At 45.8% G+C, this 23,110-nt stretch carries 19 protein-coding genes and 2 tRNA genes; 16 read left to right on the top strand and 5 right to left on the bottom strand.

Annotation, left to right across the window (positions count from 1 at the left end):
• The first annotated feature begins 30 nt into the window (after window positions 1–30).
• The 11 genes from J4N43_RS00715 (at window position 31) to rpoC (ending at window position 13,791) form a co-directional block, all read left to right on the top strand.
• Window positions 31–105, top strand: a tRNA-Gly gene (locus J4N43_RS00715).
• Window positions 106–118: 13 nt separating this feature from the next.
• Window positions 119–194, top strand: a tRNA-Thr gene (locus J4N43_RS00720).
• Window positions 195–296: 102 nt separating this feature from the next.
• Complete coding sequence (gene tuf, locus J4N43_RS00725) at window positions 297–1,481, top strand: elongation factor Tu (protein ID WP_005381361.1); 1,185 nt, start codon at window positions 297–299, stop codon at window positions 1,479–1,481.
• 266 nt (window positions 1,482–1,747) lie between these two features.
• Window positions 1,748–2,128 carry a preprotein translocase subunit SecE gene (gene secE / locus J4N43_RS00730; RefSeq protein WP_005384680.1) on the top strand — a complete coding sequence of 127 codons (381 nt, stop codon included), beginning with the start codon at window positions 1,748–1,750 and terminating at the stop codon, window positions 2,126–2,128.
• Between the two features lie 13 nt (window positions 2,129–2,141).
• Window positions 2,142–2,690 carry a transcription termination/antitermination protein NusG gene (gene nusG / locus J4N43_RS00735; RefSeq protein ID WP_005384681.1) on the top strand — a complete coding sequence of 183 codons (549 nt, stop codon included), beginning with the start codon at window positions 2,142–2,144 and terminating at the stop codon, window positions 2,688–2,690.
• 164 nt (window positions 2,691–2,854) lie between these two features.
• A complete protein-coding gene (gene rplK, locus J4N43_RS00740) occupies window positions 2,855–3,283 on the top strand; it encodes a 50S ribosomal protein L11 (RefSeq protein ID WP_005384682.1) in 429 nt (142 codons plus the stop codon).
• Window positions 3,284–3,287: 4 nt separating this feature from the next.
• Window positions 3,288–3,989: a 50S ribosomal protein L1 gene (gene rplA, locus J4N43_RS00745; RefSeq protein ID WP_005384683.1), complete on the top strand. Its 702-nt coding sequence runs from the start codon at window positions 3,288–3,290 to the stop codon at window positions 3,987–3,989.
• Window positions 3,990–4,282: 293 nt separating this feature from the next.
• The gene (gene rplJ, locus J4N43_RS00750; protein WP_005382538.1) at window positions 4,283–4,777 is read left to right on the top strand and encodes a 50S ribosomal protein L10; all 495 of its coding nucleotides are present in this window, start codon (window positions 4,283–4,285) and stop codon (window positions 4,775–4,777) included.
• Window positions 4,778–4,834: 57 nt separating this feature from the next.
• On the top strand, window positions 4,835–5,203 hold the full coding sequence (gene rplL, locus J4N43_RS00755) for a 50S ribosomal protein L7/L12 (protein WP_005382540.1): 369 nt from the start codon (window positions 4,835–4,837) through the stop codon (window positions 5,201–5,203).
• Window positions 5,204–5,455: 252 nt separating this feature from the next.
• Entirely contained in the window at window positions 5,456–9,484 is a 4,029-nt protein-coding gene (gene rpoB / locus J4N43_RS00760) for a DNA-directed RNA polymerase subunit beta (RefSeq protein ID WP_005384685.1), read from the top strand.
• 104 nt (window positions 9,485–9,588) lie between these two features.
• Window positions 9,589–13,791: a DNA-directed RNA polymerase subunit beta' gene (gene rpoC, locus J4N43_RS00765; RefSeq protein WP_005382514.1), complete on the top strand. Its 4,203-nt coding sequence runs from the start codon at window positions 9,589–9,591 to the stop codon at window positions 13,789–13,791.
• 172 nt (window positions 13,792–13,963) lie between these two features.
• Here rpoC and J4N43_RS00770 read toward each other — a convergent pair whose 3' ends face one another.
• On the bottom strand, window positions 13,964–14,455 hold the full coding sequence (locus J4N43_RS00770; RefSeq protein ID WP_005382515.1) for an Rsd/AlgQ family anti-sigma factor: 492 nt from the start codon (window positions 14,453–14,455) through the stop codon (window positions 13,964–13,966).
• A gap of 177 nt (window positions 14,456–14,632) precedes the next feature.
• Here J4N43_RS00770 and nudC point away from each other — a divergent pair, with 177 nt between their 5' ends.
• Both nudC and hemE read left to right on the top strand, forming a co-directional pair.
• Entirely contained in the window at window positions 14,633–15,430 is a 798-nt protein-coding gene (gene nudC, locus J4N43_RS00775) for an NAD(+) diphosphatase (protein WP_053350803.1), read from the top strand.
• 247 nt (window positions 15,431–15,677) lie between these two features.
• Complete coding sequence (hemE, locus tag J4N43_RS00780) at window positions 15,678–16,745, top strand: uroporphyrinogen decarboxylase (protein ID WP_006743188.1); 1,068 nt, start codon at window positions 15,678–15,680, stop codon at window positions 16,743–16,745.
• Window positions 16,746–16,992: 247 nt separating this feature from the next.
• Here the strand turns inward: hemE and J4N43_RS00785 are convergent, their stop codons facing one another.
• Both J4N43_RS00785 and J4N43_RS00790 read right to left on the bottom strand, forming a co-directional pair.
• Entirely contained in the window at window positions 16,993–17,565 is a 573-nt protein-coding gene (locus J4N43_RS00785) for a uracil-DNA glycosylase family protein (RefSeq protein WP_005382518.1), read from the bottom strand.
• 2 nt (window positions 17,566–17,567) lie between these two features.
• A complete protein-coding gene (locus tag J4N43_RS00790; RefSeq protein WP_053350802.1) occupies window positions 17,568–18,491 on the bottom strand; it encodes a D-2-hydroxyacid dehydrogenase in 924 nt (307 codons plus the stop codon).
• 66 nt (window positions 18,492–18,557) lie between these two features.
• Here J4N43_RS00790 and J4N43_RS00795 point away from each other — a divergent pair, with 66 nt between their 5' ends.
• Window positions 18,558–19,145, top strand: coding sequence for a YjaG family protein (locus J4N43_RS00795; RefSeq protein ID WP_005382520.1), 588 nt, complete (start codon window positions 18,558–18,560; stop codon window positions 19,143–19,145).
• Window positions 19,146–19,224: 79 nt separating this feature from the next.
• Here the strand turns inward: J4N43_RS00795 and J4N43_RS00800 are convergent, their stop codons facing one another.
• The gene (locus J4N43_RS00800) at window positions 19,225–20,358 is read right to left on the bottom strand and encodes a hemolysin family protein (RefSeq protein ID WP_017821795.1); all 1,134 of its coding nucleotides are present in this window, start codon (window positions 20,356–20,358) and stop codon (window positions 19,225–19,227) included.
• Window positions 20,359–20,611: 253 nt separating this feature from the next.
• Between J4N43_RS00800 and hupA the strand changes: the two genes are divergently transcribed.
• Both hupA and J4N43_RS00810 read left to right on the top strand, forming a co-directional pair.
• Window positions 20,612–20,884 carry a nucleoid-associated protein HU-alpha gene (gene hupA / locus J4N43_RS00805; RefSeq protein ID WP_005382524.1) on the top strand — a complete coding sequence of 91 codons (273 nt, stop codon included), beginning with the start codon at window positions 20,612–20,614 and terminating at the stop codon, window positions 20,882–20,884.
• A 39-nt stretch (window positions 20,885–20,923) separates the two neighbouring features.
• On the top strand, window positions 20,924–21,622 hold the full coding sequence (locus J4N43_RS00810; protein ID WP_053303483.1) for a DUF1481 domain-containing protein: 699 nt from the start codon (window positions 20,924–20,926) through the stop codon (window positions 21,620–21,622).
• An 84-nt stretch (window positions 21,623–21,706) separates the two neighbouring features.
• Here the strand turns inward: J4N43_RS00810 and purD are convergent, their stop codons facing one another.
• Complete coding sequence (gene purD / locus J4N43_RS00815; protein ID WP_053350801.1) at window positions 21,707–22,996, bottom strand: phosphoribosylamine--glycine ligase; 1,290 nt, start codon at window positions 22,994–22,996, stop codon at window positions 21,707–21,709.
• Window positions 22,997–23,110 lie beyond the last annotated feature (114 nt).

Here is a 23,110-nt window from a genome sequence, read left to right on the forward strand (position 1 = left end):
TTTAGGAAATAGCTCTCAGAGTTACGTGTTGCGGGCATCGTATAATGGCTATTACCTCAGCCTTCCAAGCTGATGATGCGGGTTCGATTCCCGCTGCCCGCTCCACTCTAATTTGAGTGCTGATATAGCTCAGGTGGTAGAGCGCATCCTTGGTAAGGATGAGGTCGGCAGTTCGAGTCTGCCTATCAGCACCAGCTCTCAAGTTTATTTCCTTTTGATATTAGATTTACCAATTATCTTTTTTTGGTTGCGTGGTCAATTTGGGCCACCTAAATCCGTACCTAGAGGGACCACTCATGTCTAAAGAAAAATTTGAACGTACGAAACCGCACGTTAACGTTGGTACTATCGGCCACGTTGACCACGGTAAAACAACTCTAACTGCAGCTATCTGTACTACTCTTGCTAAAGTTTACGGCGGTGTAGCTAAAGACTTCGCATCTATCGATAACGCTCCAGAAGAGCGTGAGCGCGGTATCACAATCGCAACTTCTCACGTTGAGTACGACACTCCATCACGCCACTACGCACACGTTGACTGTCCAGGACACGCTGACTATGTTAAAAACATGATCACTGGTGCTGCACAGATGGACGGTGGTATCCTAGTTGTTGCTGCGACAGATGGCCCAATGCCACAAACTCGTGAGCACATCCTACTAGGCCGTCAGGTTGGTATCCCATACATCATCGTATTCATGAACAAATGTGACATGGTTGACGATGAAGAGCTACTAGAACTAGTAGAAATGGAAGTTCGTGAACTTCTATCTGAATACGATTTCCCAGGTGATGACCTACCAGTTATCCAAGGTTCTGCACTAGGCGCACTAAACGGCGAAGAGCAGTGGGAAGCGAAAATCGTTGAACTAGCAGAAGCTCTAGATACTTACATCCCTGAGCCAGAGCGTGCGGTAGATCAGCCATTCCTAATGCCTATCGAAGACGTATTCTCAATCCAAGGTCGTGGTACAGTAGTAACTGGCCGTATCGAGCGTGGTATCCTAACTGTAGGTGACGAAGTTGCTATCGTAGGTATCAAAGACACTACTACAACTACATGTACTGGTGTTGAGATGTTCCGTAAGCTTCTAGACGAAGGCCGTGCAGGTGAGAACGTTGGTGCACTTCTACGTGGTACTAAGCGTGACGAAGTTGAACGTGGTCAAGTACTAGCTAAGCCTGGTTCAATCACTCCACACACTAAGTTCGAATCAGAAGTATACGTACTGTCTAAAGATGAAGGTGGTCGTCACACTCCATTCTTCAAAGGCTACCGTCCACAATTCTACTTCCGTACAACTGACGTAACTGGTGACATCCAGCTACCAGACGGCGTAGAAATGGTAATGCCAGGCGACAACGTACAGATGACTGTAGAGCTAATCGCACCAATCGCAATGGACGAAGGTCTACGTTTCGCGATCCGTGAAGGTGGCCGTACAGTAGGTGCTGGTGTTGTTGCTAAGATCTTCGACTAATTCATAGCGAATTAGCGATGCTTTCGGAAAATCTTGAATTAGATTTGACGAACCAGTAGCAAAAAGGGCATCATTTGATGCCCTTTTTCTGCACTCAACATTATTTTTGCTGTTTTCTTGTTCAGAAGTGGGTTGGGCGCAGAGCAAGATTAAGCAAAGAGGCTTAATCTTAAGAAGAGTACGCTGATTTTTTCAGCGATATGGAGTTTGCCCTGCAACAGCGGGGTTGTTGTCGTCTATATTAAGACTTGTAACAGGTTGGTTTTATGAAAGCAAATAATGCTGAAACTCCTGATAGCTCAAACGCAGCAGATACGTTTAAGTGGGTAGCCGCTTTCGTATTGGCAGCTGCCGCTGTTGTGGGTAATTACCTGTATGGTGAAATGTCTGTAGTGGTTCGTGCTGCAGGCGTTGTTGTTCTTATTGCAGCTGCCTTAGGCGTTGCAGCAACAACGACTAAAGGTAAAGCAGCGATCAGTTTTGCAAAAGAATCTCGTATGGAAGTACGTAAAGTTGTTTGGCCTACTCGCCAAGAAACCATGCAAACAACACTGATCGTTTTAGCTGTAAGTATTGTAATGGCTCTAGTGCTATGGGGTATTGACGGAATTATGGTTCGTCTAGTAGCTCTAGCAACTGGGGTATAGAGGGTTTTTATTCATGAGTGAAGCTCCAAAAAAACGCTGGTATGTGGTTCAAGCCTTCTCTGGATTTGAAGGTCGTGTAGCTCAATCTCTGCGCGAGCATATCAAAATGCACGGCATGGAAGAGCTATTCGGTGAAGTACTGGTTCCTACTGAAGAAGTAGTGGAAATGCGCGCGGGTCAGCGTCGCAAATCTGAGCGTAAGTTCTTCCCAGGTTACGTCCTTGTTCAGATGATTATGAACGATGAATCATGGCACCTAGTACGCAGTGTGCCGCGTGTCATGGGCTTCATTGGTGGTACCTCAGACCGTCCGGCACCTATCACGGATAAAGAGGCTGACGCGATTCTTAATCGTCTTGAGAAAGCGAGTGAAGCGCCTCGTCCGCGTACAATGTACGAAGCGGGTGAAGTGGTACGTGTTAACGAAGGTCCATTTGCTGACTTCAACGGTACTGTTGAAGAAGTGGATTACGAGAAGAGCCGCCTGAAAGTGTCTGTATCGATCTTTGGTCGTGCGACACCAGTTGAGCTTGAATTTGGTCAGGTTGAAAAGCTGGACTAAGACTCTTCGTTAAAGAGTATAAAAAATCACCTTTTTAGGGTTGTATAAGGCGCGGATTATGACTATAATTTCGCGCCTTTTTACTTCAAGTGAAGTAAAAAGTTTCTTACACAAACGGGGAGCTGATCCGCGATTAGCGTTTGTACCCAAACTTAGGAATTATCATGGCTAAGAAAGTTGAAGCTTACATCAAGCTACAAGTTGCTGCTGGTATGGCTAACCCTAGTCCACCAGTAGGTCCTGCACTAGGTCAACACGGTGTGAACATCATGGAATTCTGTAAAGCGTTCAACGCAAAAACAGAATCTATTGAGAAAGGTCTACCAACTCCAGTAGTTATCACAGTATACAGCGACCGTTCTTTCACGTTCGTAACTAAGACTCCACCTGCTGCTGTTCTTCTTAAGAAAGCTGCTGGCGTTAAGTCTGGTTCAGGTCGTCCAAACACTGAAAAAGTTGGTACTGTAACTGACGCTCAAATCCAAGAAATCGCAGAAACTAAAGCTGCTGATATGACTGGTGCTGACATCGAAGCGATGAAGCGTTCTATCGCTGGTACTGCTCGTTCAATGGGCCTAGTGGTAGAGGGTTAATAAGATGGCAAAACTAACTAAGCGCATGCGCGTAATCCGCGAAAAAGTTGACGTAACTAAAGAATACGAAATCAACGAAGCTGTTGCTCTTCTTCAAGAACTAGCGACTGCTAAATTCGTTGAGTCTGTAGACGTTGCTGTTAACCTAGGCATTGATGCTCGTAAATCTGACCAGAACGTACGTGGTGCAACTGTACTACCTCACGGTACTGGCCGCGAAATCCGCGTTGCAGTGTTCACTCAAGGTGCTAACGCTGAAGCAGCTAAAGAAGCTGGCGCAGACATCGTAGGTATGGAAGATCTTGCTGAGCAAGTTAAGAAAGGCGAAATGAACTTTGACGTAGTTGTTGCTTCTCCAGATGCAATGCGCGTTGTAGGTCAACTAGGTACTATCCTAGGTCCTCGCGGTCTTATGCCAAACCCTAAAGTTGGTACTGTAACTCCTAACGTTGCTGAAGCAGTTAAAAACGCTAAAGCTGGTCAGGTTCGTTACCGTAACGACAAAAACGGCATCATCCACACTACTATCGGTAAAGCAAACTTCTCTGCTGAGCAGATCAAAGAGAACCTAGAAGCACTTCTAGTTGCTCTGAAGAAAGCTAAGCCATCTTCAGCGAAAGGTACTTTCCTGAAGAAAGTAAGCATCTCTACTACTATGGGTGCTGGTGTTGCTGTTGATCAGGCTAGCCTGAACACTCAAGCATAATTTATTTGCTTAGGCGCAAAATTAGTGTATAATTTTGCGCCTAATATTTGTGGTTGGGGCTGAACTTTGGTTCTTTGAACTGTCTCCTAGTTCGAAATGAATTAAGACCCAGTCTCCGTCCAAGACCGTAGGTGTTTGTGTAAAAGCAAACTTAATTATCCTACGTAGATGGTGCCCGAACTGACAGAAAGCTCTATGTAATATAGTTAACTTTCTTCTGGGGAAGCACCTCAATAGCTCTCACTGTCGTGATGATAGTGAGTGGTGTAACGACAACCAGGAGTAAATCCAAGATGGCTTTAAACCTTCAAGACAAAAAAGCAATTGTTGCTGAAGTCAACGAAGCTGCCAGTGGTGCACTTTCTGCAGTTGTAGCTGATTCTCGTGGCGTTCAAGTTGGCGCGATGACTTCTCTACGTAAACAAGCTCGTGAAGCTGGCGTTTACATGAGAGTTGTTCGTAACACTCTTGCTCGTCGTGCGGTTGAAGGTACTGAGTACGAGTGTCTAACTGACACTTTCACTGGTCCTACTCTAATCGCATTCTCTAATGAGCACCCAGGTGCTGCAGCGCGTCTTTTCAAAGACTTCGCTAAAGAGAACAAAGATTTCGAGATCAAAGCTGCTGCATTTGAAGGCGCTTTAACTGACGCTGAAGTACTAGCAACACTACCAACTTACGACGAAGCAATTGCACGCCTAATGATGTGCATGAAAGAAGCTTCGGCTGGCAAGCTGGCGCGTACTATCGCAGCTATCCGCGATCAAAAACAAGAAGCAGCGGCATAAGCCTTGCTTTTTACTGGTTGCTTAATAAACTTATTGTTGACTTAAAAGAGAATTGTTATGTCTATTACTAACGAGCAAATCCTAGACGCAGTTGCAGAAATGTCTGTAATGCAAGTTGTTGAACTAATCGAAGCAATGGAAGAGAAATTCGGTGTTTCTGCTGCTGCTGCTGTTGTAGCTGGCGGCGCTGCTGCAGGCGAAGCTGCTGCTGAGCAAACTGAATTCGACGTAATCCTAGAAGCTGCTGGCGGTAACAAAGTTGCTGTAATCAAAGCAGTACGTGGCGCAACTGGCCTAGGTCTTAAAGAAGCTAAAGCTCTAGTAGACGGCGCTCCAGCACCTCTTAAAGAAGGTGTTGAGAAAGCAGAAGCTGAAGCTCTTAAAGCTCAGCTAGAAGAAGCTGGTGCAACTGTTGCTGTTAAGTAATTATTGCATAGTTTCTTAGCCTAACGGCTAATTGGCTGGTGGTTTTTTAACCACCGGCCTTTTTGCGCTGTAGGGTATAGGCGAATTTTCCCGCTGTTTAAGCGCCTGATATCCATGCAAAAAACATTTCATTCTTACGAAATGAAATGTCACTACAGTAAACAGCTATATTAGTCACTGTCCCTTACCCCCCTTAAGTAACTAGGAGCGGGCGGACAGTTTGGGTCACTTATCAGCGAGCTGAGGAACCCCATGGTTTACTCTTATACCGAGAAAAAGCGCATCCGTAAGGACTTTGGTACTCGTCCACAAGTTTTGGACATTCCATACCTGCTATCGATCCAGCTCGATTCGTTCGACAAATTTATCGAACAGGATCCTGAAGGTCAATACGGTCTTGAAGCCGCTTTCCGTTCTGTATTCCCGATTCAGAGCTACAACGGCAATTCTGAGCTGCAATACGTTAGCTACCGTCTTGGTGAGCCAGTTTTTGACGTTAAAGAATGTCAAATCCGCGGTGTAACTTACTCAAAGCCACTACGTGTAAAACTACGCCTAGTTATCTTTGATAAAGACGCGCCAGCAGGTACTGTAAAAGACATTAAAGAACAAGAAGTCTACATGGGTGAAATTCCACTCATGACAGACAATGGTACCTTCGTAATCAACGGTACCGAGAGGGTTATCGTATCCCAGCTGCACCGAAGCCCAGGCGTGTTCTTCGACAGCGATAAGGGTAAGACCCACTCTTCAGGTAAAGTTTTATACAACGCACGTGTTATTCCTTACCGTGGTTCATGGCTTGATTTCGAGTTTGATCCTAAGGATAACTTGTACGTTCGTATCGACCGCCGTCGTAAGCTACCAGCATCGATCATCCTTCGAGCACTAGGTAAGTCGACAGAAGAAATCCTAGATATCTTCTTCGAGAAAGTGAACTTCGAAGTGAAAGACCAAACTCTATTGATGGAGTTAGTTCCGGATCGTCTACGTGGTGAAACTGCGTCATTCGACATCGAAGCAAATGGTAAAGTTTACGTTGAGCAAGGTCGTCGCGTAACAGCTCGTCATATCCGCCAACTAGAAAAAGATGGTGTTGATCACATCGAAGTACCAGTTGAGTACATCGTAGGTAAAGTTGCATCTAAAGATTACATCAATGAAGCAACAGGCGAGATCATTGTTAACGCTAACCAGGAAATCAGCCTGGAAGCACTAGCGAACCTATCTCAGGCTGGCCACAAAGCGCTAGAAGTTCTATTCACGAACGATCTAGACCACGGTCCATTCATGTCAGAAACACTACGTATCGACAGCACGGTTGATCGTATTTCTGCATTGGTAGAAATCTACCGCATGATGCGCCCTGGTGAGCCGCCAACAAAAGAAGCTGCAGAAGCTCTATTCGAAAGCCTCTTCTTCTCTGAAGAGCGTTACGATCTATCGACTGTTGGTCGTATGAAGTTCAACAGCTCTATCGGCCGTGAAGATGCTCAAGAGCAAGGCACACTTGATGAAACTGATATCATCGAAGTGATGAAGAAGCTGATCGCGATCCGTAACGGTAAGGGCGAAGTGGACGATATCGACCACCTAGGCAACCGTCGTATCCGTTCTGTAGGCGAAATGGCTGAGAACCAGTTCCGTGTAGGTCTAGTACGTGTTGAGCGTGCAGTTAAAGAGCGTCTAAGCCTAGGCGATCTTGACGCAATCATGCCTCAAGACTTGATCAACGCGAAGCCAATTTCTGCGGCAGTTAAAGAATTCTTTGGCTCTTCACAGCTTTCACAGTTCATGGACCAAAACAACCCGCTATCAGAAGTAACGCACAAGCGTCGTATTTCTGCGTTGGGTCCTGGCGGTCTAACTCGTGAACGTGCTGGCTTCGAAGTACGTGACGTACACGTAACTCACTACGGTCGTCTATGTCCTATCGAAACGCCTGAAGGTCCAAACATCGGTCTGATCAACTCTCTATCTGCGTTTGCGCGTTGTAACGAGTACGGTTTCCTAGAGACACCATACCGTCGCGTTGTAGATGGCGTAGTAACAGACGAAGTGGATTACCTATCTGCAATCGAAGAAGGCCAATTCGTTATCGCACAGGCGAACGCTAAGCTAAACGAAGATGGTACTTTTGCAGATGAGCTGATCACAGCTCGTCAGAAAGGTGAATCTGGTCTACACCCTCGTGAGCACGCTCAGTACATGGACGTTGCGACAAACCAGGTTGTATCTATCGCTGCATCGCTTATCCCGTTCCTAGAACACGATGATGCGAACCGTGCATTGATGGGTGCGAACATGCAACGTCAGGCAGTTCCAACACTGAAAGCTGACAAACCGCTTGTTGGTACTGGTATTGAACGTAACGTAGCCGTTGACTCAGGTGTAACTGCAGTTGCTAAACGTGGTGGTGTAATCCAGTCAGTAGATGCTTCTCGTATCGTTGTTAAAGTTAACGAAGAAGAGCTAGTACCAGGTGAAGCTGGTATCGACATCTACAACCTGACTAAATACACACGTTCTAACCAGAACACATGTATTAACCAGCGCCCATGTGTGATGCCAGGTGAGCCTGTATCACGCGGTGACGTTCTTGCTGATGGTCCTTCAACAGACCTTGGTGAACTAGCGCTTGGTCAAAACATGCGTATCGCGTTCATGCCTTGGAACGGTTACAACTTCGAAGACTCGATCTTAGTATCTGAGCGCGTAGTTCAAGAAGACCGTTTCACGACTATCCACATCCAAGAACTGACTTGTGTGGCGCGTGATACTAAGCTTGGTTCTGAAGAGATCACAGCGGATATTCCAAACGTAGGTGAGTCTGCTCTGTCTAAACTAGACGAGTCAGGTATCGTTTACATCGGTGCTGAAGTTAAGGGTGGCGACATCCTAGTTGGTAAAGTTACACCTAAAGGTGAAACTCAGCTAACGCCTGAAGAGAAGCTACTACGTGCAATCTTCGGTGAAAAAGCATCTGACGTTAAAGATACTTCACTACGTGTACCTAACTCTGTATCAGGTACGATCATCGACGTTCAAGTCTTTACTCGCGATGGCGTAGAGAAAGACAAGCGTGCGCTTGAAATCGAACAGATGCAGCTTAAAGAAGCGAAGAAAGACCTAACTGAAGAATTCCAGATTCTTGAGGGCGGCCTTCTAAACCGTGTTAAAGCTGTATTGATTGAAGGCGGTTACTCTGAAGCGAAACTAGACACAACTGATCGTAAGAAGTGGCTAGAACTAACGCTAGAAGATGACGCACTACAAACTCAGCTTGAGCAACTTGCTGAGCAGTGGGATGAGCTAAAAGCCGACTTCGATAAGAAGTTCGAAACTAAGCGTCGTAAGATCACTCAAGGTGATGATTTAGCACCTGGTGTACTGAAGATCGTTAAGGTTTACCTAGCGGTTAAACGTCGCATTCAGCCTGGTGATAAGATGGCGGGTCGTCACGGTAACAAGGGTGTAATCTCTAAGATCAACCCTGTTGAAGACATGCCATACGATGAGAAAGGTCAGCCTGTAGACATCGTACTTAACCCACTGGGTGTACCTTCGCGTATGAACATCGGTCAGATCCTAGAAGTACACTTAGGTCTGGCAGCGAAAGGTATCGGTGACAAGATCAACCAGATGGTTAAAGAGCAGCAAGAACTAGCGAAATTCCGCGAGTTCCTACAAAAAGTTTACGATCTAGGCGACACTCGCCAGAAAGTAGACATTGCTTCTCTATCTGATGATGAAGTACGTACTCTGATCAAGAACTTGCGTGGCGGTCTACCAATCGCGACTCCTGTATTTGATGGCGCTCCAGAAGAGTCAATCAAAGCACTTCTTGAGCTAGCAGATCTACCAACATCAGGTCAGTTAACACTGTTTGATGGTCGCACAGGTGATGCGTTTGAGCGTCCTGTAACTGTTGGTTACATGTACATGCTGAAACTGAACCACCTTGTTGATGACAAGATGCACGCTCGTTCAACTGGTTCGTACAGCCTAGTAACTCAGCAGCCACTAGGTGGTAAAGCTCAGTTCGGTGGTCAGCGTTTCGGTGAGATGGAAGTATGGGCACTAGAAGCATACGGTGCTGCTTACACGCTACAAGAAATGCTAACGGTTAAGTCGGATGACGTTAACGGCCGTACTAAGATGTACAAGAACATCGTAGACGGTAACCACAGCATGGAACCTGGCATGCCAGAATCGTTCAACGTACTGTTGAAAGAGATCCGCTCGCTAGGTATCAACATCGAGCTAGAAGACGAAGAGTAATCCTTTTCTCTCTTGATGAAAGTCGAGAGAATCAAAGCGATTATTTGGAAGAAGGTGCTCACTTTAGCAAGTGAGCTCCTTTTAACTCCTTACAGGAGCTGATTGTGAAAGACTTATTAAACTTTCTAAAAGCACAGCATAAGACCGAAGAATTTGATGCAATCAAAATCGGTCTATCTTCACCAGACATGATCCGTTCATGGTCTTTCGGTGAAGTTAAAAAACCTGAAACGATCAACTATCGTACGTTCAAACCTGAACGCGATGGTCTGTTCTGTGCGCGTATCTTTGGTCCAGTTAAAGACTACGAATGTCTTTGTGGTAAGTACAAGCGCCTGAAGCACCGTGGTGTTATCTGTGAGAAGTGTGGTGTAGAAGTTACACAAACTAAAGTTCGTCGTGACCGTATGGGCCACATTGAACTGGCTTCACCAGTAGCTCACATCTGGTTCCTAAAATCGCTACCGTCTCGTATCGGTCTACTAATGGATATCCCTCTACGTGATATCGAACGCGTTCTGTACTTCGAAATGTACGTAGTAACAGAGCCTGGTATGACTGATCTAGAAAAAGGTCAGATGCTTACTGAAGAAGAGTATCTAGATCGTCTAGAAGAGTGGGGCGACGAGTTCACTGCTAAGATGGGTGCGGAAGCTATCAAGGACCTACTAGGTTCTATGGATATGCACGCTGAAGCAGAACAAATGCGTGAAGAGTTAGAGACAACAAACTCTGAAACTAAGCGTAAGAAAGTAACTAAGCGTCTTAAGCTGGTAGAAGCGTTCATCGCATCGGGTAACAACCCTGAGTGGATGATCCTAACTGTACTTCCAGTACTTCCGCCAGATCTACGTCCTCTAGTACCTCTAGATGGCGGTCGCTTTGCGACTTCTGATCTTAACGATCTATACCGTCGTGTGATCAACCGTAACAACCGTTTGAAGCGTCTTCTAGAGCTAGCTGCTCCGGACATCATCGTACGTAACGAAAAACGTATGCTGCAAGAGTCTGTTGATGCGCTACTAGATAACGGTCGTCGTGGTCGTGCGATCACAGGTTCTAACAAGCGTCCTCTGAAATCTCTTGCTGATATGATCAAGGGTAAACAAGGTCGTTTCCGTCAGAACCTTCTAGGTAAACGTGTAGACTACTCTGGCCGTTCTGTAATCACAGTAGGTCCATACCTTCGTCTACACCAGTGTGGTCTTCCTAAGAAGATGGCACTTGAGCTATTCAAACCATTTATCTACAGCAAGCTAGAGACTCGTGGTCTTGCGACTACAATCAAAGCTGCTAAGAAAATGGTAGAGCGTGAAGAAGCGGTCGTTTGGGATATCCTAGACGAAGTAATCCGTGAACACCCAGTACTATTGAACCGTGCACCGACACTTCACCGTCTAGGTATCCAGGCGTTCGAACCAGTACTGATCGAAGGTAAAGCGATTCAGCTACACCCACTTGTTTGTGCAGCGTACAACGCGGACTTCGATGGTGACCAAATGGCGGTTCACGTACCTCTAACTCTAGAGGCACAGCTTGAAGCTCGTACTCTGATGATGTCGACAAACAACATTCTGTCGCCAGCGTCAGGTGATCCGATCATCGTACCTTCTCAGGACGTTGTATTGGGTCTGTACTACATGACTCGTGAAAAGATCAACGTGAAAGGTGAAGGCATGTACCTTTCTGGCCCAGAAGAGGCTGAGAAAGCATACCGCACTAAACAAGCTGAGCTTCACGCACGCGTTAAAGTACGTATTACAGAAACTGTTGTAGACGAAGATGGCAACAGCACTACAGAAACCAAGATGGTAGACACCACTGTTGGTCGTGCAATGCTATGGCAAATCGTGCCAGCTGGTCTACCGTACAGCATCGTTAACCAAAAGCTAGGTAAGAAGCAAATCTCTAACCTACTTAACGAGGCGTACCGTAAACTAGGTCTGAAAGACACAGTAATCTTCGCTGACCAAATCATGTACACAGGTTTCGCATACGCGGCACTTTCTGGTGTATCTGTTGGTATCGACGATATGGTTGTACCTGCAGCTAAGTACACTGAAATCGCAGAAGCGGAAGAAGAAGTACGTGAAATCCAGGAACAGTACCAATCAGGTCTTGTTACTGCGGGCGAACGCTACAACAAAGTTATCGATATCTGGGCATCGACCAACGACCGTGTTGCGAAAGCAATGATGGAAAACCTTTCATCTGAAACGGTAGTTAACCGTGACGGTGAAGAGGAACAGCAAGAGTCATTCAACAGCATCTATATGATGGCGGACTCGGGCGCTCGTGGTTCTGCAGCACAGATTCGTCAGCTTGCGGGTATGCGTGGTCTGATGGCGCGTCCAGATGGTTCAATCATCGAAACGCCGATCACAGCGAACTTTAAAGAAGGTCTAAACGTACTTCAGTACTTTATCTCAACGCACGGTGCTCGTAAGGGTCTTGCGGATACGGCACTGAAAACAGCGAACTCGGGTTACCTAACTCGTCGTCTAGTAGACGTTGCTCAAGACGTTGTTGTAACTGAACATGACTGTGGCACTCACGAAGGTGTCGACATGATGCCTCACATCGAGGGTGGTGATGTTAAAGTTGCACTTTCTGAGCTTGCTCTTGGTCGTGTTGTTGCTGAAGACGTACTAAAACCTGGCACTGAAGACGTTCTTATTCCACGTAACACCCTGATCGATGAGAAGTGGTGTCAAATCATGGAAGAGAACTCAGTAGACAGCATGAAAGTGCGCTCTGTAGTAACGTGTGATTCTGACTTCGGTTGTTGTGCACAATGTTACGGTCGTGACCTAGCACGTGGTCACCTAGTGAACCAAGGTGAAGCAGTGGGTGTTATTGCTGCTCAGTCTATCGGTGAGCCAGGTACACAGCTAACGATGCGTACGTTCCACATCGGTGGTGCGGCATCGACAGCAGCGGCAGAGAACAGTGTTCAAGTTAAGAACAACGGTTCTATCAAGCTACACAACGCTAAATCTGTATTGGCTGATGACGGTAAGATCGTTATCACTTCTCGTGCGACAGAGTTAACTATCGTTGATGAGTTTGGTCGTACTAAAGAGAAACACAAACTGCCTTACGGTACGCTACTAAGCAAAGGCGATGGTGATACAGTTCAAGCTGGCGAAACAGTTGCAAACTGGGAAGCGCACACACTACCTATCATTACTGAGGTAGCAGGTCGCATCCAGTTCGTAGATATGATCGACGGCGTAACAGTATCTCGTCAAACGGATGACCTAACTGGTCTATCTTCAAGCGAAGTAACTGACCCAGCAGCTCGCCCTTCAGCAGGTAAAGATATGCGTCCAGCTATCAAACTTGTTGACGAGCAAGGTAACGATGTAATGATCCCTGGTACTGATATGCCAGCTCACTACTTCCTACCTGGTAAAGCGATTGTGAACATCGAAGATGGCGCAGCAGTAGGTGTTGGTGCAACACTAGCACGTATTCCTCAGAAGTCTGGCGGTAACAAAGATATCACCGGTGGTCTTCCACGAGTTGCTGACCTATTTGAAGCACGTAAGCCGAAAGAGCCTGCAATCCTTGCTGAGCACACAGGTACTGTGAGCTTTGGTAAAGAGACGAAAGGTAAACGTCGCCTAGTGATCACACGTGAAAGCGGTGAAGCTTACGAAGAGATGATTCCTAAGCATCGTCAGTTGAACGTATTCGAAGGTGAAAAAGTTGAACGTGGTGACGTGATCGCAGATGGTCCAGAGTCTCCACATGACATCCTACGTCTACGTGGCGTACACGCGGTAACGCAGTACATTGCTAACGAAGTACAGGAAGTTTACCGTCTACAAGGCGTTAAGATTAACGATAAGCACATTGAAACTATCGTTCGTCAGATGCTGCGTAAGTGTACTATTACTCACTCTGGTGACTCTGAGTTCCTACCTGGTGAACAGATTGAGTACTCACAAGTTAAGATTGCTAACCGTAACCTAGAAGCTGAAGGCAAAGAGCCTGCACGTTTCGAACGTGAACTACTAGGTATTACTAAAGCATCTCTAGCGACTGAGTCGTTCATCTCTGCGGCATCGTTCCAGGAGACAACTCGCGTACTAACAGAAGCTGCGGTTTCTGGTAAGCGTGATGACCTACGTGGTCTGAAAGAGAACGTAATTGTTGGTCGTCTGATCCCAGCTGGTACTGGTTTCGCATACCACCAAGAGCGTCAAGCTAAACGTTCTGAAGCGCAAGATGGTCCTTCTGCTGAGCAAGCAACGGATAACCTAGCGGCACTTCTAAACGCTGGTTTCTCTTCTGAAGAGTAAGTCATATAACGAGTAATCGTTAAAAGCTTAAGAAAAAGGCACCTTCGGGTGCCTTTTTAGTTTTTATACTACTTTGTTCTTCCGGTGGGATTTTCGATAAAGCTAGAAACAAAAAAGACCGACGATGATCGTCAGTCTTTTCTCTCACTCTATTTCTGAATGTTTGCAAATACTAAGCTCCAGGTGGCATAGACAGGCTTTCTGCGATTTGCTGTATCAGATAGTCCTCGACTTCAAAGCGAGTCTCAAGAATTTCCCCAATGAGACACATATCAGAATCGAAATCATTTAATTCATCATCTTCAGTCACTTCTGAGTACTTATCGTTAAAGTTCAATAATGGTTCAGTCGTTAGAACAATTTGACCATAGGTTTGATTGATCTCATTAGTCACGACAAAGCCGGTTGCTTTCCAACGGTCCATAACCATGTCATAAATTTTAAAGTGGCCTTCGGAGATGTAATCAACGAGGTGCTGACAGAAATCCTGCAGTTCGGAAGGAGATGGGAGTTCAATAACATTGGTTTTAGAACAAGGTTGCAGCGCTGCAAGCTTACAATATTCAACAATCAGGGATTGTCGTGTCTCTAACCAGTGATCAATGACATCACTTGAGCCACCCCACTGGTCTTGTGTTTGTTTGAATTTTCTTAGCATGACCATGCCCTCATGATCTGATCGCCCATCGGCGAACGTATCCTTTGCAAAGCAAAGTTAGTAAAGTTATTACAAACTCTTGTCCTTACTAGAATTTAGAGTGCACATTTACTTAACGATAAACTCTAGTATGAAATTAGATTGCCAGTAAAATGAACGAACTTCAAGCAAAGGGATGGTGTAATGTTAAGAAAAGGTGATGTTAACCGCGCGATAAATGCATACTGGTGTGTTGTTGCAGGAAGTGAAATTTGGCTGGTGGATGGTGCTGTGCCTTTCGGGTCTGCAGAGCAGTTATCACTGCCAGTAACGAGTGCAAGACCCATTGGTGAGTATTCTGGTTCGCCCGTCTTGTGGCTTAACTTGGCCGATTTAGAGCATGATCTACCCTTAGTATCCCTGCGTGACTGCCTGCATTTTCCTGAGCCATTATTTATGTTGTTAAGTAAAGCTGTGCAATATGGGCACATGACGCAAAGTTTGCGCTTTTGTCCACAGTGCGGAGGAAGGAACTTTCTCAATAATAACCAGTTAGCCATGCAGTGTGGTGAATGTCGCACCCTTCATTATCCTAGAATATTTCCGTGTATTATCGTTGCTGTACGTAAAGAAAATCAGATCTTATTAGCCCAACATCCAAGGCATCGAAATGGTATGTATACGGTTATTGCGGGTTTTCTTGAAGTCGGTGAGACCTTAGAAGAGTGCGTGGCTCGAGAAATTCATGAAGAAACGGGAATTCTCGTTAAAAATATTCGTTACTTTGGCAGCCAGCCTTGGGCTTTCCCATCCAGTATGATGATGGGGTTTTTAGCTGACTATGAATCGGGAGAGTTAAGTCCAGACTACACTGAGCTGTCTGATGCACAATGGTTTGGTATCGACGAGATGCCGCCTGTTGCGCCTAAAGGAACGATTGCAAGAGCACTTATCGAGCAGACGCTGAAAGATATAGACACTAATTATCTGATAAATAGATAAAAAAAACCCTCCGAGAGGGAGGGGGTAAGTAAGATGTCGTTATGAGATGCTGAGTACTAAGTACTCAGTTTATAATTGTAGTTTTCGCTAGCGAACAAATTTTTAACACTGATACCGACTGGGTGCAAATTAAGCATTGATTTAAAAGTTAATAACTTGATCCAGGTTGCAAAGCACACAGCTATTGGACTTAAATCAGTGATAGAATACCTCCTTTCACAGAAAGCCTAACAGTTGGAATTACGGAATGACTGAATTAAAAAATGATCGTTATCTGCGTGCGCTTTTAAAAGAGCCGGTAGATTACACGCCAGTATGGATGATGCGCCAGGCAGGTCGTTACCTACCAGAATACAAAGCGACTCGTGCAGAAGCGGGTGATTTCATGTCTTTGTGTCGAAATGCAGAATTAGCATCCGAAGTGACACTTCAACCATTACGCCGTTTTCCTCTTGATGCCGCGATCTTATTCTCGGACATCTTAACGATTCCAGATGCAATGGGGCTTGGTTTGCGTTTTGCTGCGGGTGAAGGACCTGTTTTTGATAACCCAATTACATGCAAAGCCGACGTGGAAAAAATTGGTTTGCCAGATCCTGAAGGTGAACTGCAATACGTAATGAACGCAGTACGCCAGATCCGTAAAGACCTGAAGGGTGAAGTGCCGCTGATTGGTTTTTCTGGTAGTCCTTGGACTCTTGCGACGTATATGATCGAAGGTGGTAGCTCTAAAGCGTTTACCAAGATCAAGAAGATGATGTACGCGGAACCACAAACTCTGCACCTACTTCTAGATAAGCTGGCAGACAGCGTTATCGAGTACTTAAACGCGCAAATTAAAGCGGGTGCGCAATCGGTAATGGTATTTGACACATGGGGTGGCGTACTAACGCCTCGTGATTACAATCTGTTCTCACTGCAATACATGCACAAGATTGTAGATGGTCTGATTCGTGAAAACGACGGTCGTCGCGTGCCAGTCACACTGTTTACTAAGAATGGCGGCATGTGGCTTGAGCAAATCGCAGCTACGGGCTGTGATGCGGTTGGTCTAGACTGGACAATCAACATTGCTGACGCGAAAGCACGTATCGGTGATAAAGTGGCGCTGCAAGGTAATATGGACCCATCAATGCTTTACGCTTCACCAGAGCGCATCCGCGAAGAAGTAGCGGATATCCTAGAAGGATTTGGTGATACGGGGACTGGTCATGTGTTCAACCTAGGTCACGGTATCCACTTGGATGTACCGCCAGAAAACGCGGGCGTATTTGTGGAAGCGGTACACGAGCTATCTAAGCCGTACCACAAGTAACTTCGACTTTTTGAAATCAAATGCCGGCATTCAGTGCCGGTATTTTTTTACCTAAAATTCAGTTTTTCTATCTGAGACTCAAGGCTGTACAGCTCTAGTAGTATTTGGCCTACTATGATCTAATTACTACTCTAGCTGTACATTAGACATTAGACATTAAAATTTAATATAAACAAATACTTATGACTTCGGCTTTTATGTTCTAATTTTCTTGTACAGATAAACAAGCAATTAGATCATGGGTAACCTAAAGCATCGAGTGAACGCGTTTTTTAAGGTATGGCACGACGTCAGATTCAAACCAAGGGTTCTTCTTTAACCACAATGTATTGCGTGGAGATGGGTGAGGGAGCGGGATAAAGTCCGGTTCCCAATCTTGCCATTGCTGAACGGTTTGTGTGAGCGTCTTTGGTTTGTTGGTGAGATAGTACTGCTGCGAGTACTGACCAATTAGTAGAGTGAGCTCTATATTGGGCAGCTGCTCAAGAATCTTTTTATGCCAAGTGGGCGCACATTCTTTACGAGGCGGTAAATCACCAGAGTTCCCTTTGCCTGGATAACAGAATCCCATTGGGACAATGGCAATTTTATTTGGGTCGTAGAAAACGTCTTTGTCGATATCGAGCCATTGGCGTAATCGATCACCACTTGGGTCATTCCAAGGTATCGAGGTTTTGTGTACACGTGTGCCAGGGGCCTGACCGATGATTAGGATGCGTGCCCCTTTTGCGGCTTGTACGACAGGGTTTGCGCCCAAAGGTAAATTATCCGCGCATATCTGGCAGGCCCTCACTTGCTGCAATAGCTCGTCTAACGACATTCTCAGTAACCCTTTTCGAAATCCACTTGATAATTTAATGAAAACCCATCGCGCCAGCGTAGATAGTTGTCAGCAAAAATCTCGATGACTTGCTCGGGAAAACTCAGCGCAGCAATGTGTGGAGTGATGGTGACTTGCGGTAGTTTCCAAAACGGATGCTCTACCGATAACGGTTCTTGCTCAAACACATCTAAGAAGGCGTGTTCTACCCAACGGTTTTTCAGAGCGAAGAGCAACCCTGCCTCATCCAATACGTCGCCACGACCTACGTTAAACAATAACGCCTGATTTAGTTGGCTGAGCGTTTGACGATTAAGTAACTGTCGCGTCTCAGGTGTACTTGGTAGAGTATTCACAACGATGTCGGCTTGCTCAAATGCCTTACTTAGTTCATTGATATGAAAGGTCTGATGAAACTCGCCGCCTGAAGTCGGGATACCTGTGCGGTTAATACCGATAGTTTTTATCCCCATTGCTTTAGCGGCGTTGCCCAGATAGCCCCCAATGCTACCGGTACCAAGAATTACCATGGTTTTACTTTGTAATGACGTGTATAGGTGAGGCTGCCATTGTTTGTTTTGTTGTTGCTGGTGGTATCGGGCAAAGTGGCGGTAATGGGCAATACTGTAACCCAAAACATATTCAGCAATCAGTGGACCAAAGATGCCTCGAACGTTAGTTAGAGTATAGTCCTGACGAAGGCTAGGGGATGTTAAGGCGTTGACACCAGCAAACGTGGATTGTACCCATTCAAGCTGTGAAAACTCGTCTAAGCTTTGTGATAGTAAGGGTGGATCCGCTAGTACGATCTGAGCGGCTTCTGGTTGGTCGGTGAGACAAAGATCGGGCAGATTTTTCTCTGCCAGTAACGTTTTGTAGGTGTCGCGATGCTCTGAGAGCAGGAAAATCTGATTTGAATGCGGCATTAACTTTTTTCCCTGTGATGAATCAAGTACACTTTCGCTGTTTTTTTCTTCAATGATTGAGTGACTATGCTTAAGAATCCTCTTCAGGTTCGTTTAGAAAAACTAGAACCTTGGCAACAAATTACCTTTATGGCGTGTCTGTGTGAACGCATGTATCCAAACTATGCGATGTTTTGTGAGAATACAGAATTTGCTGACCCGCGTGCTTACCGAGCGATTCTTGATAGTGTATGGGAAATTTTGACAGTTAAGAACGCGAAAATTAACTTCGAACGTCAATTGGAGAAGTTAGAAGAGTTGTTCCCAAGTGCGGATGAGTTCGATTTTTACGGCGTTTACCCAGCGATGGACGCGTGTCAGGGTTTGTCTACGTTACTGCATGGTCTATTGGACCGCGACTACCTTTTCGATTCAATGCTTAAAGTGAGTCAACAGTCGGTACAAACCGTTGCTGATCTAGAGCAAGCACAAGGCGCAGAGCCAATCACTAACGACAACCAGAAAGAAAACGAAGCCGTATGTGAAGAGTGGGACGTCCAGTGGGCTATCTTCCGTCCGCTGCGTGAAGCGGTAGAACGTGACATCAGCTTGATTAAAGATTTGCGTGAAGAGCTACGTGAAGAAGGTGTGAGCAACATCGGTATTGCACTTTAATCGTTGAATAAATAGAAAAAGGCATCCTAACTGGATGCCTTTTTTGTTTGTGCGTTTAAGCTGTTATACCTAATGCTGATTACGATTCTTTCGAGTCGGATTTCGGTGGCTCTTGAGCTTCTGGCTCTTTATCCTGCTTCTCCGGCTCATTATCTTCTTCATCGTCATCGCGGCTTTCGATTACGCCGTGCATTTCTTTCCAGCTTTCCCAGCGTTGGTAAGCCAGCTCCTGCATGTCAGTGCTTTTATCTGCTTCGTCGATGATCTCCTCGCCTACGAGGTGTTCAAAAATATCTTCCAACGTTACCAAACCTAGCACGGTACCGTATTCATCAACAACAAGTGCCAGCTGTAAGCGATGAGTCATCATCTGGTCGAATACTTTAGGTAAAGTGGTATTGTTTAGCACCACTTGAATTGGGCGCATGATTGCTCCCAACTGTTTCTGTCCACAACCTGATTGTTGTAGTTTGAACAACTCAAGGCGATGCACAAAACCAATGATGTTATCTTTCTGTTCGCTGTAAACCAATGGGCGTGAGAAAGGCGTATCTTTGTGTTTTTCTAGGAACTCATTGATGGTCATTGTGGCATCGACACGGAATACTACTGGTCGTGGCGTCATAACCTGCGTTACGGGTACATCTTGGATGCCAAGCAAGTTGCTTAAGATTTTTGATTCACCCTCGGCAAACTCACCGCTTTCACGTGCCAGAATCGCCATTGCAGACAGCTCATCACGCATCTTTGGAGCTTCGTGGTTACGAGCAAGACGCTTGGTGATTTGCTCTGAGAACCAAACAAAGGGTGTAAGCGCCCATACCATCCAACGCAATGCGACCGCGGCAGTGGGTGCCAACTGACGCCAGTAGGTCGCGCCAATCGTCTTCGGTACGATTTCTGAAAGCACTAAGATCGCCAATGTCAGCACTGCCGAAAAGATACCTAATGCTTCGCTACCAAATACAACCGCAGCTTGTGCACCAGCAGTGGCCGCGCCGATAGTGTGAGCGATGGTGTTTAAAGTCAGAATAGATGCCAGTGGTCGGTCGATATCTGATTTCAGCTTAGCCAATTGCCCAGCTGCGGGATGCCCCTGTTGATTGAGCTGCGCAATGTAGCTCGGACTGATACTCAGCAGTACCGCCTCCAGCACCGAACAGATAAACGAAATGCCGATTGCAATAGAGATATAAATGGATAACAGCAGCATAGTTGCCCTTGAATGTAGTTTGATAGTGGTTATTTGCAGCTATTATAACCGCAAAAGTGACTTATAAATTGGTCCAAATACCTTGGAAAGCAAGGGTTTTCAGGGGGTATGTGGTAACAAATTGTGAGTTATTACTCATATTATGGCTAAAAGTACGTCAGAAAATCGAAAGATCGCTTACAAACCTTTGCCAGATGGGGCATTTATGTTTTAGAGTGAGACGAATTCGATAACCTATGAGAAGGGAAACCTAATGAACAAGACCCAATTAATCGACTTTATCGCAGAGAAAGCAGACCTATCAAAAGCACAAGCAAAAGCTGCTCTTGAAGCGACTCTTGATGGTGTAACTGGCGCACTTAAAGAGGGTGACCAAGTTCAACTAATTGGTTTTGGTACATTCAAAGTAAACCACCGCGCTGCACGTACTGGTCGTAACCCTAAGACTGGTGACGAGATTCAAATCGCAGCAGCTAACGTACCAGCATTCGTAGCAGGTAAAGCGCTGAAAGAATCAGTAAACTAAGTTAGAATGCACCGAGGTATCCTGCCTCGGTGCAATTTCATGAAAAAACATCTACTCACTTCACTTCTCCTATCTAGCCTTACCCTTTTTGGCTGTTCATCGGTTGAAACTCCTAATTTAGAACAATTCACGCATTTTTCTGGTGGTAAAGTTGCGGGAGATGCTAGCAGCTTGTACTGGATGACAGAGAAACTCACTCGTGTGAGTACGGCGGCTGATTATGTGACTATGGGGGACAATGGTTGGTTCCAGAGTGATTATCGCTGGGACGAAGGTGAGTTGCGAGAGTTGATTCGAAAAGGCGAGCAAGTTGATACCAAACAAGAGTTGGTGCCTTTTCAAATCCACATCCGTTTCAATAAAGATGGCGAAGCGGTTTACCAACAATATCGTGTTAACCGTAAAGTCTTACCACTCCAGCATGACCAATTAGAGCGCTACAAAGCAGAAGCGAATGACGTAGTGGCATCGGTTAAGGCGCAGTCTCGTAACAATCAGAGCCTTATTCAAGGTTATTGGAATGGTCAATCGTTTGAAACCTGCAAAGGTAAGGTGTTCTCGACACTCGAGTTTAATCAGACGCTGCCAAAATTTATTATCGAGCGTCTCTCATCGGTAGACAGTTATGTGGCTTTTGTCGGCAAGCAGTCACGAAACAAAGCAATGGTCGATGAACTGTTGATGCTCAATGACGATGACTTTGATTGTGTTTCTCGGCCAAAGTTGATCTCTGAATAAACATTGCTTCGAATTCTGTCGAACAAGAACAATAAAAAAAGGCGCTGAGTGCGCCTTTTGTTTTTTAGCCAACTTATGTTGTTTTTATTTTTCTTGCTCACGTGCAATTGCACGGTAGCCGATGTCGTTGCGATGGAACATGCCATCCCAACTGATCTGTTTTGCAAGCTCGTAAGCACGCTGCTGCGCTTCTGATACACTGTTGCCAAGTGCGGTTGCACAAAGAACACGACCACCGTTTGTCACGATGTCGCCATCTTTGTTATCTGTACCAGCATGGAAGACTTTTTCGCCTTCAATTTCAACTTGTGGCAGACCCGAAATAACGTCGCCTTTGTTGTACGCTGCTGGATAACCACCGGCTGCTAGCACGATACCAATCGATGCTCGTGGATCCCATTTTGATTCCACTTGATCCAGTTTTTGGTCAATCGCAGTTAAACATAGATCAACGAGATCGGATTGCATACGCATCATGATCGGTTGCGTTTCTGGATCACCAAAACGACAGTTATACTCAATCACTTTAGGTGTACCGTCTTTGTCGATCATTAGGCCTGCGTATAGGAAACCTGTGTAAGGATGACCTTCAGAAGCCATGCCGCGTACGGTTGGGTAAATCACTTCTTCCATGATGCGGTTGTGGATTTCCTGTGTCACGACTGGAGCAGGCGAGTATGCCCCCATGCCACCCGTGTTAGGGCCTGTATCTTTGTCGCCTACGCGCTTGTGATCTTGGCTGGTGGCCATTGGCAGAACGTTCTCACCATCAACCATCACGATGAAGCTTGCTTCTTCACCGTCCAGGAATTCTTCAATCACTACACGGCTGCCAGCGTCACCAAAAGCGTTACCTGCGAGCATGTCTTTGATTGCATCTTCTGCTTCTTCTAGCGTCATTGCCACAATCACACCTTTACCAGCAGCAAGGCCATCTGCTTTCACCACAATCGGTGCACCTTGTTCACGTACGTAAGCAAGTGCTGGTTCGATTTCAGTAAAGTTCGCGTAAGCACCCGTTGGGATTTGGTGACGAGCAAGGAAGTCTTTAGTAAATGCTTTAGAGCCTTCAAGCTGTGCTGCTGCTTGGGTCGGGCCGAAGATTGGCAAACCTGCTTCGAGGAAAGCATCAACCACACCAATAACCAATGGTGCTTCTGGGCCAACGATAGTCAGTTCAATCGCCTTCTCTTTGGCGAAAGCAACAAGGCCAGCGATGTCTTCTACATCGATGTTTACGTTTTCTAGTTTTGGTTCTAGAGCCGTACCAGCGTTGCCTGGTGCAACGAAGATAGTCTCAACATTTGGGTTTTGTGCCGCTTTCCAGCCTAGCGCATGTTCACGACCACCTGAACCGATAATTAATACATTCATTTTTAATCCTTTTTATCACGGTGGTGATAAGAATACAGAACGTTTCGTTAACAGAATACAGAAGAGCTATCATCCATTCTGTATTCTCGAGGGGCGCGTAGCGCCCGCTCTGTA

Source organism: Vibrio sp. SCSIO 43009 (assembly GCF_023716525.1).
Lineage (GTDB): Bacteria > Pseudomonadota > Gammaproteobacteria > Enterobacterales > Vibrionaceae > Vibrio > Vibrio alginolyticus.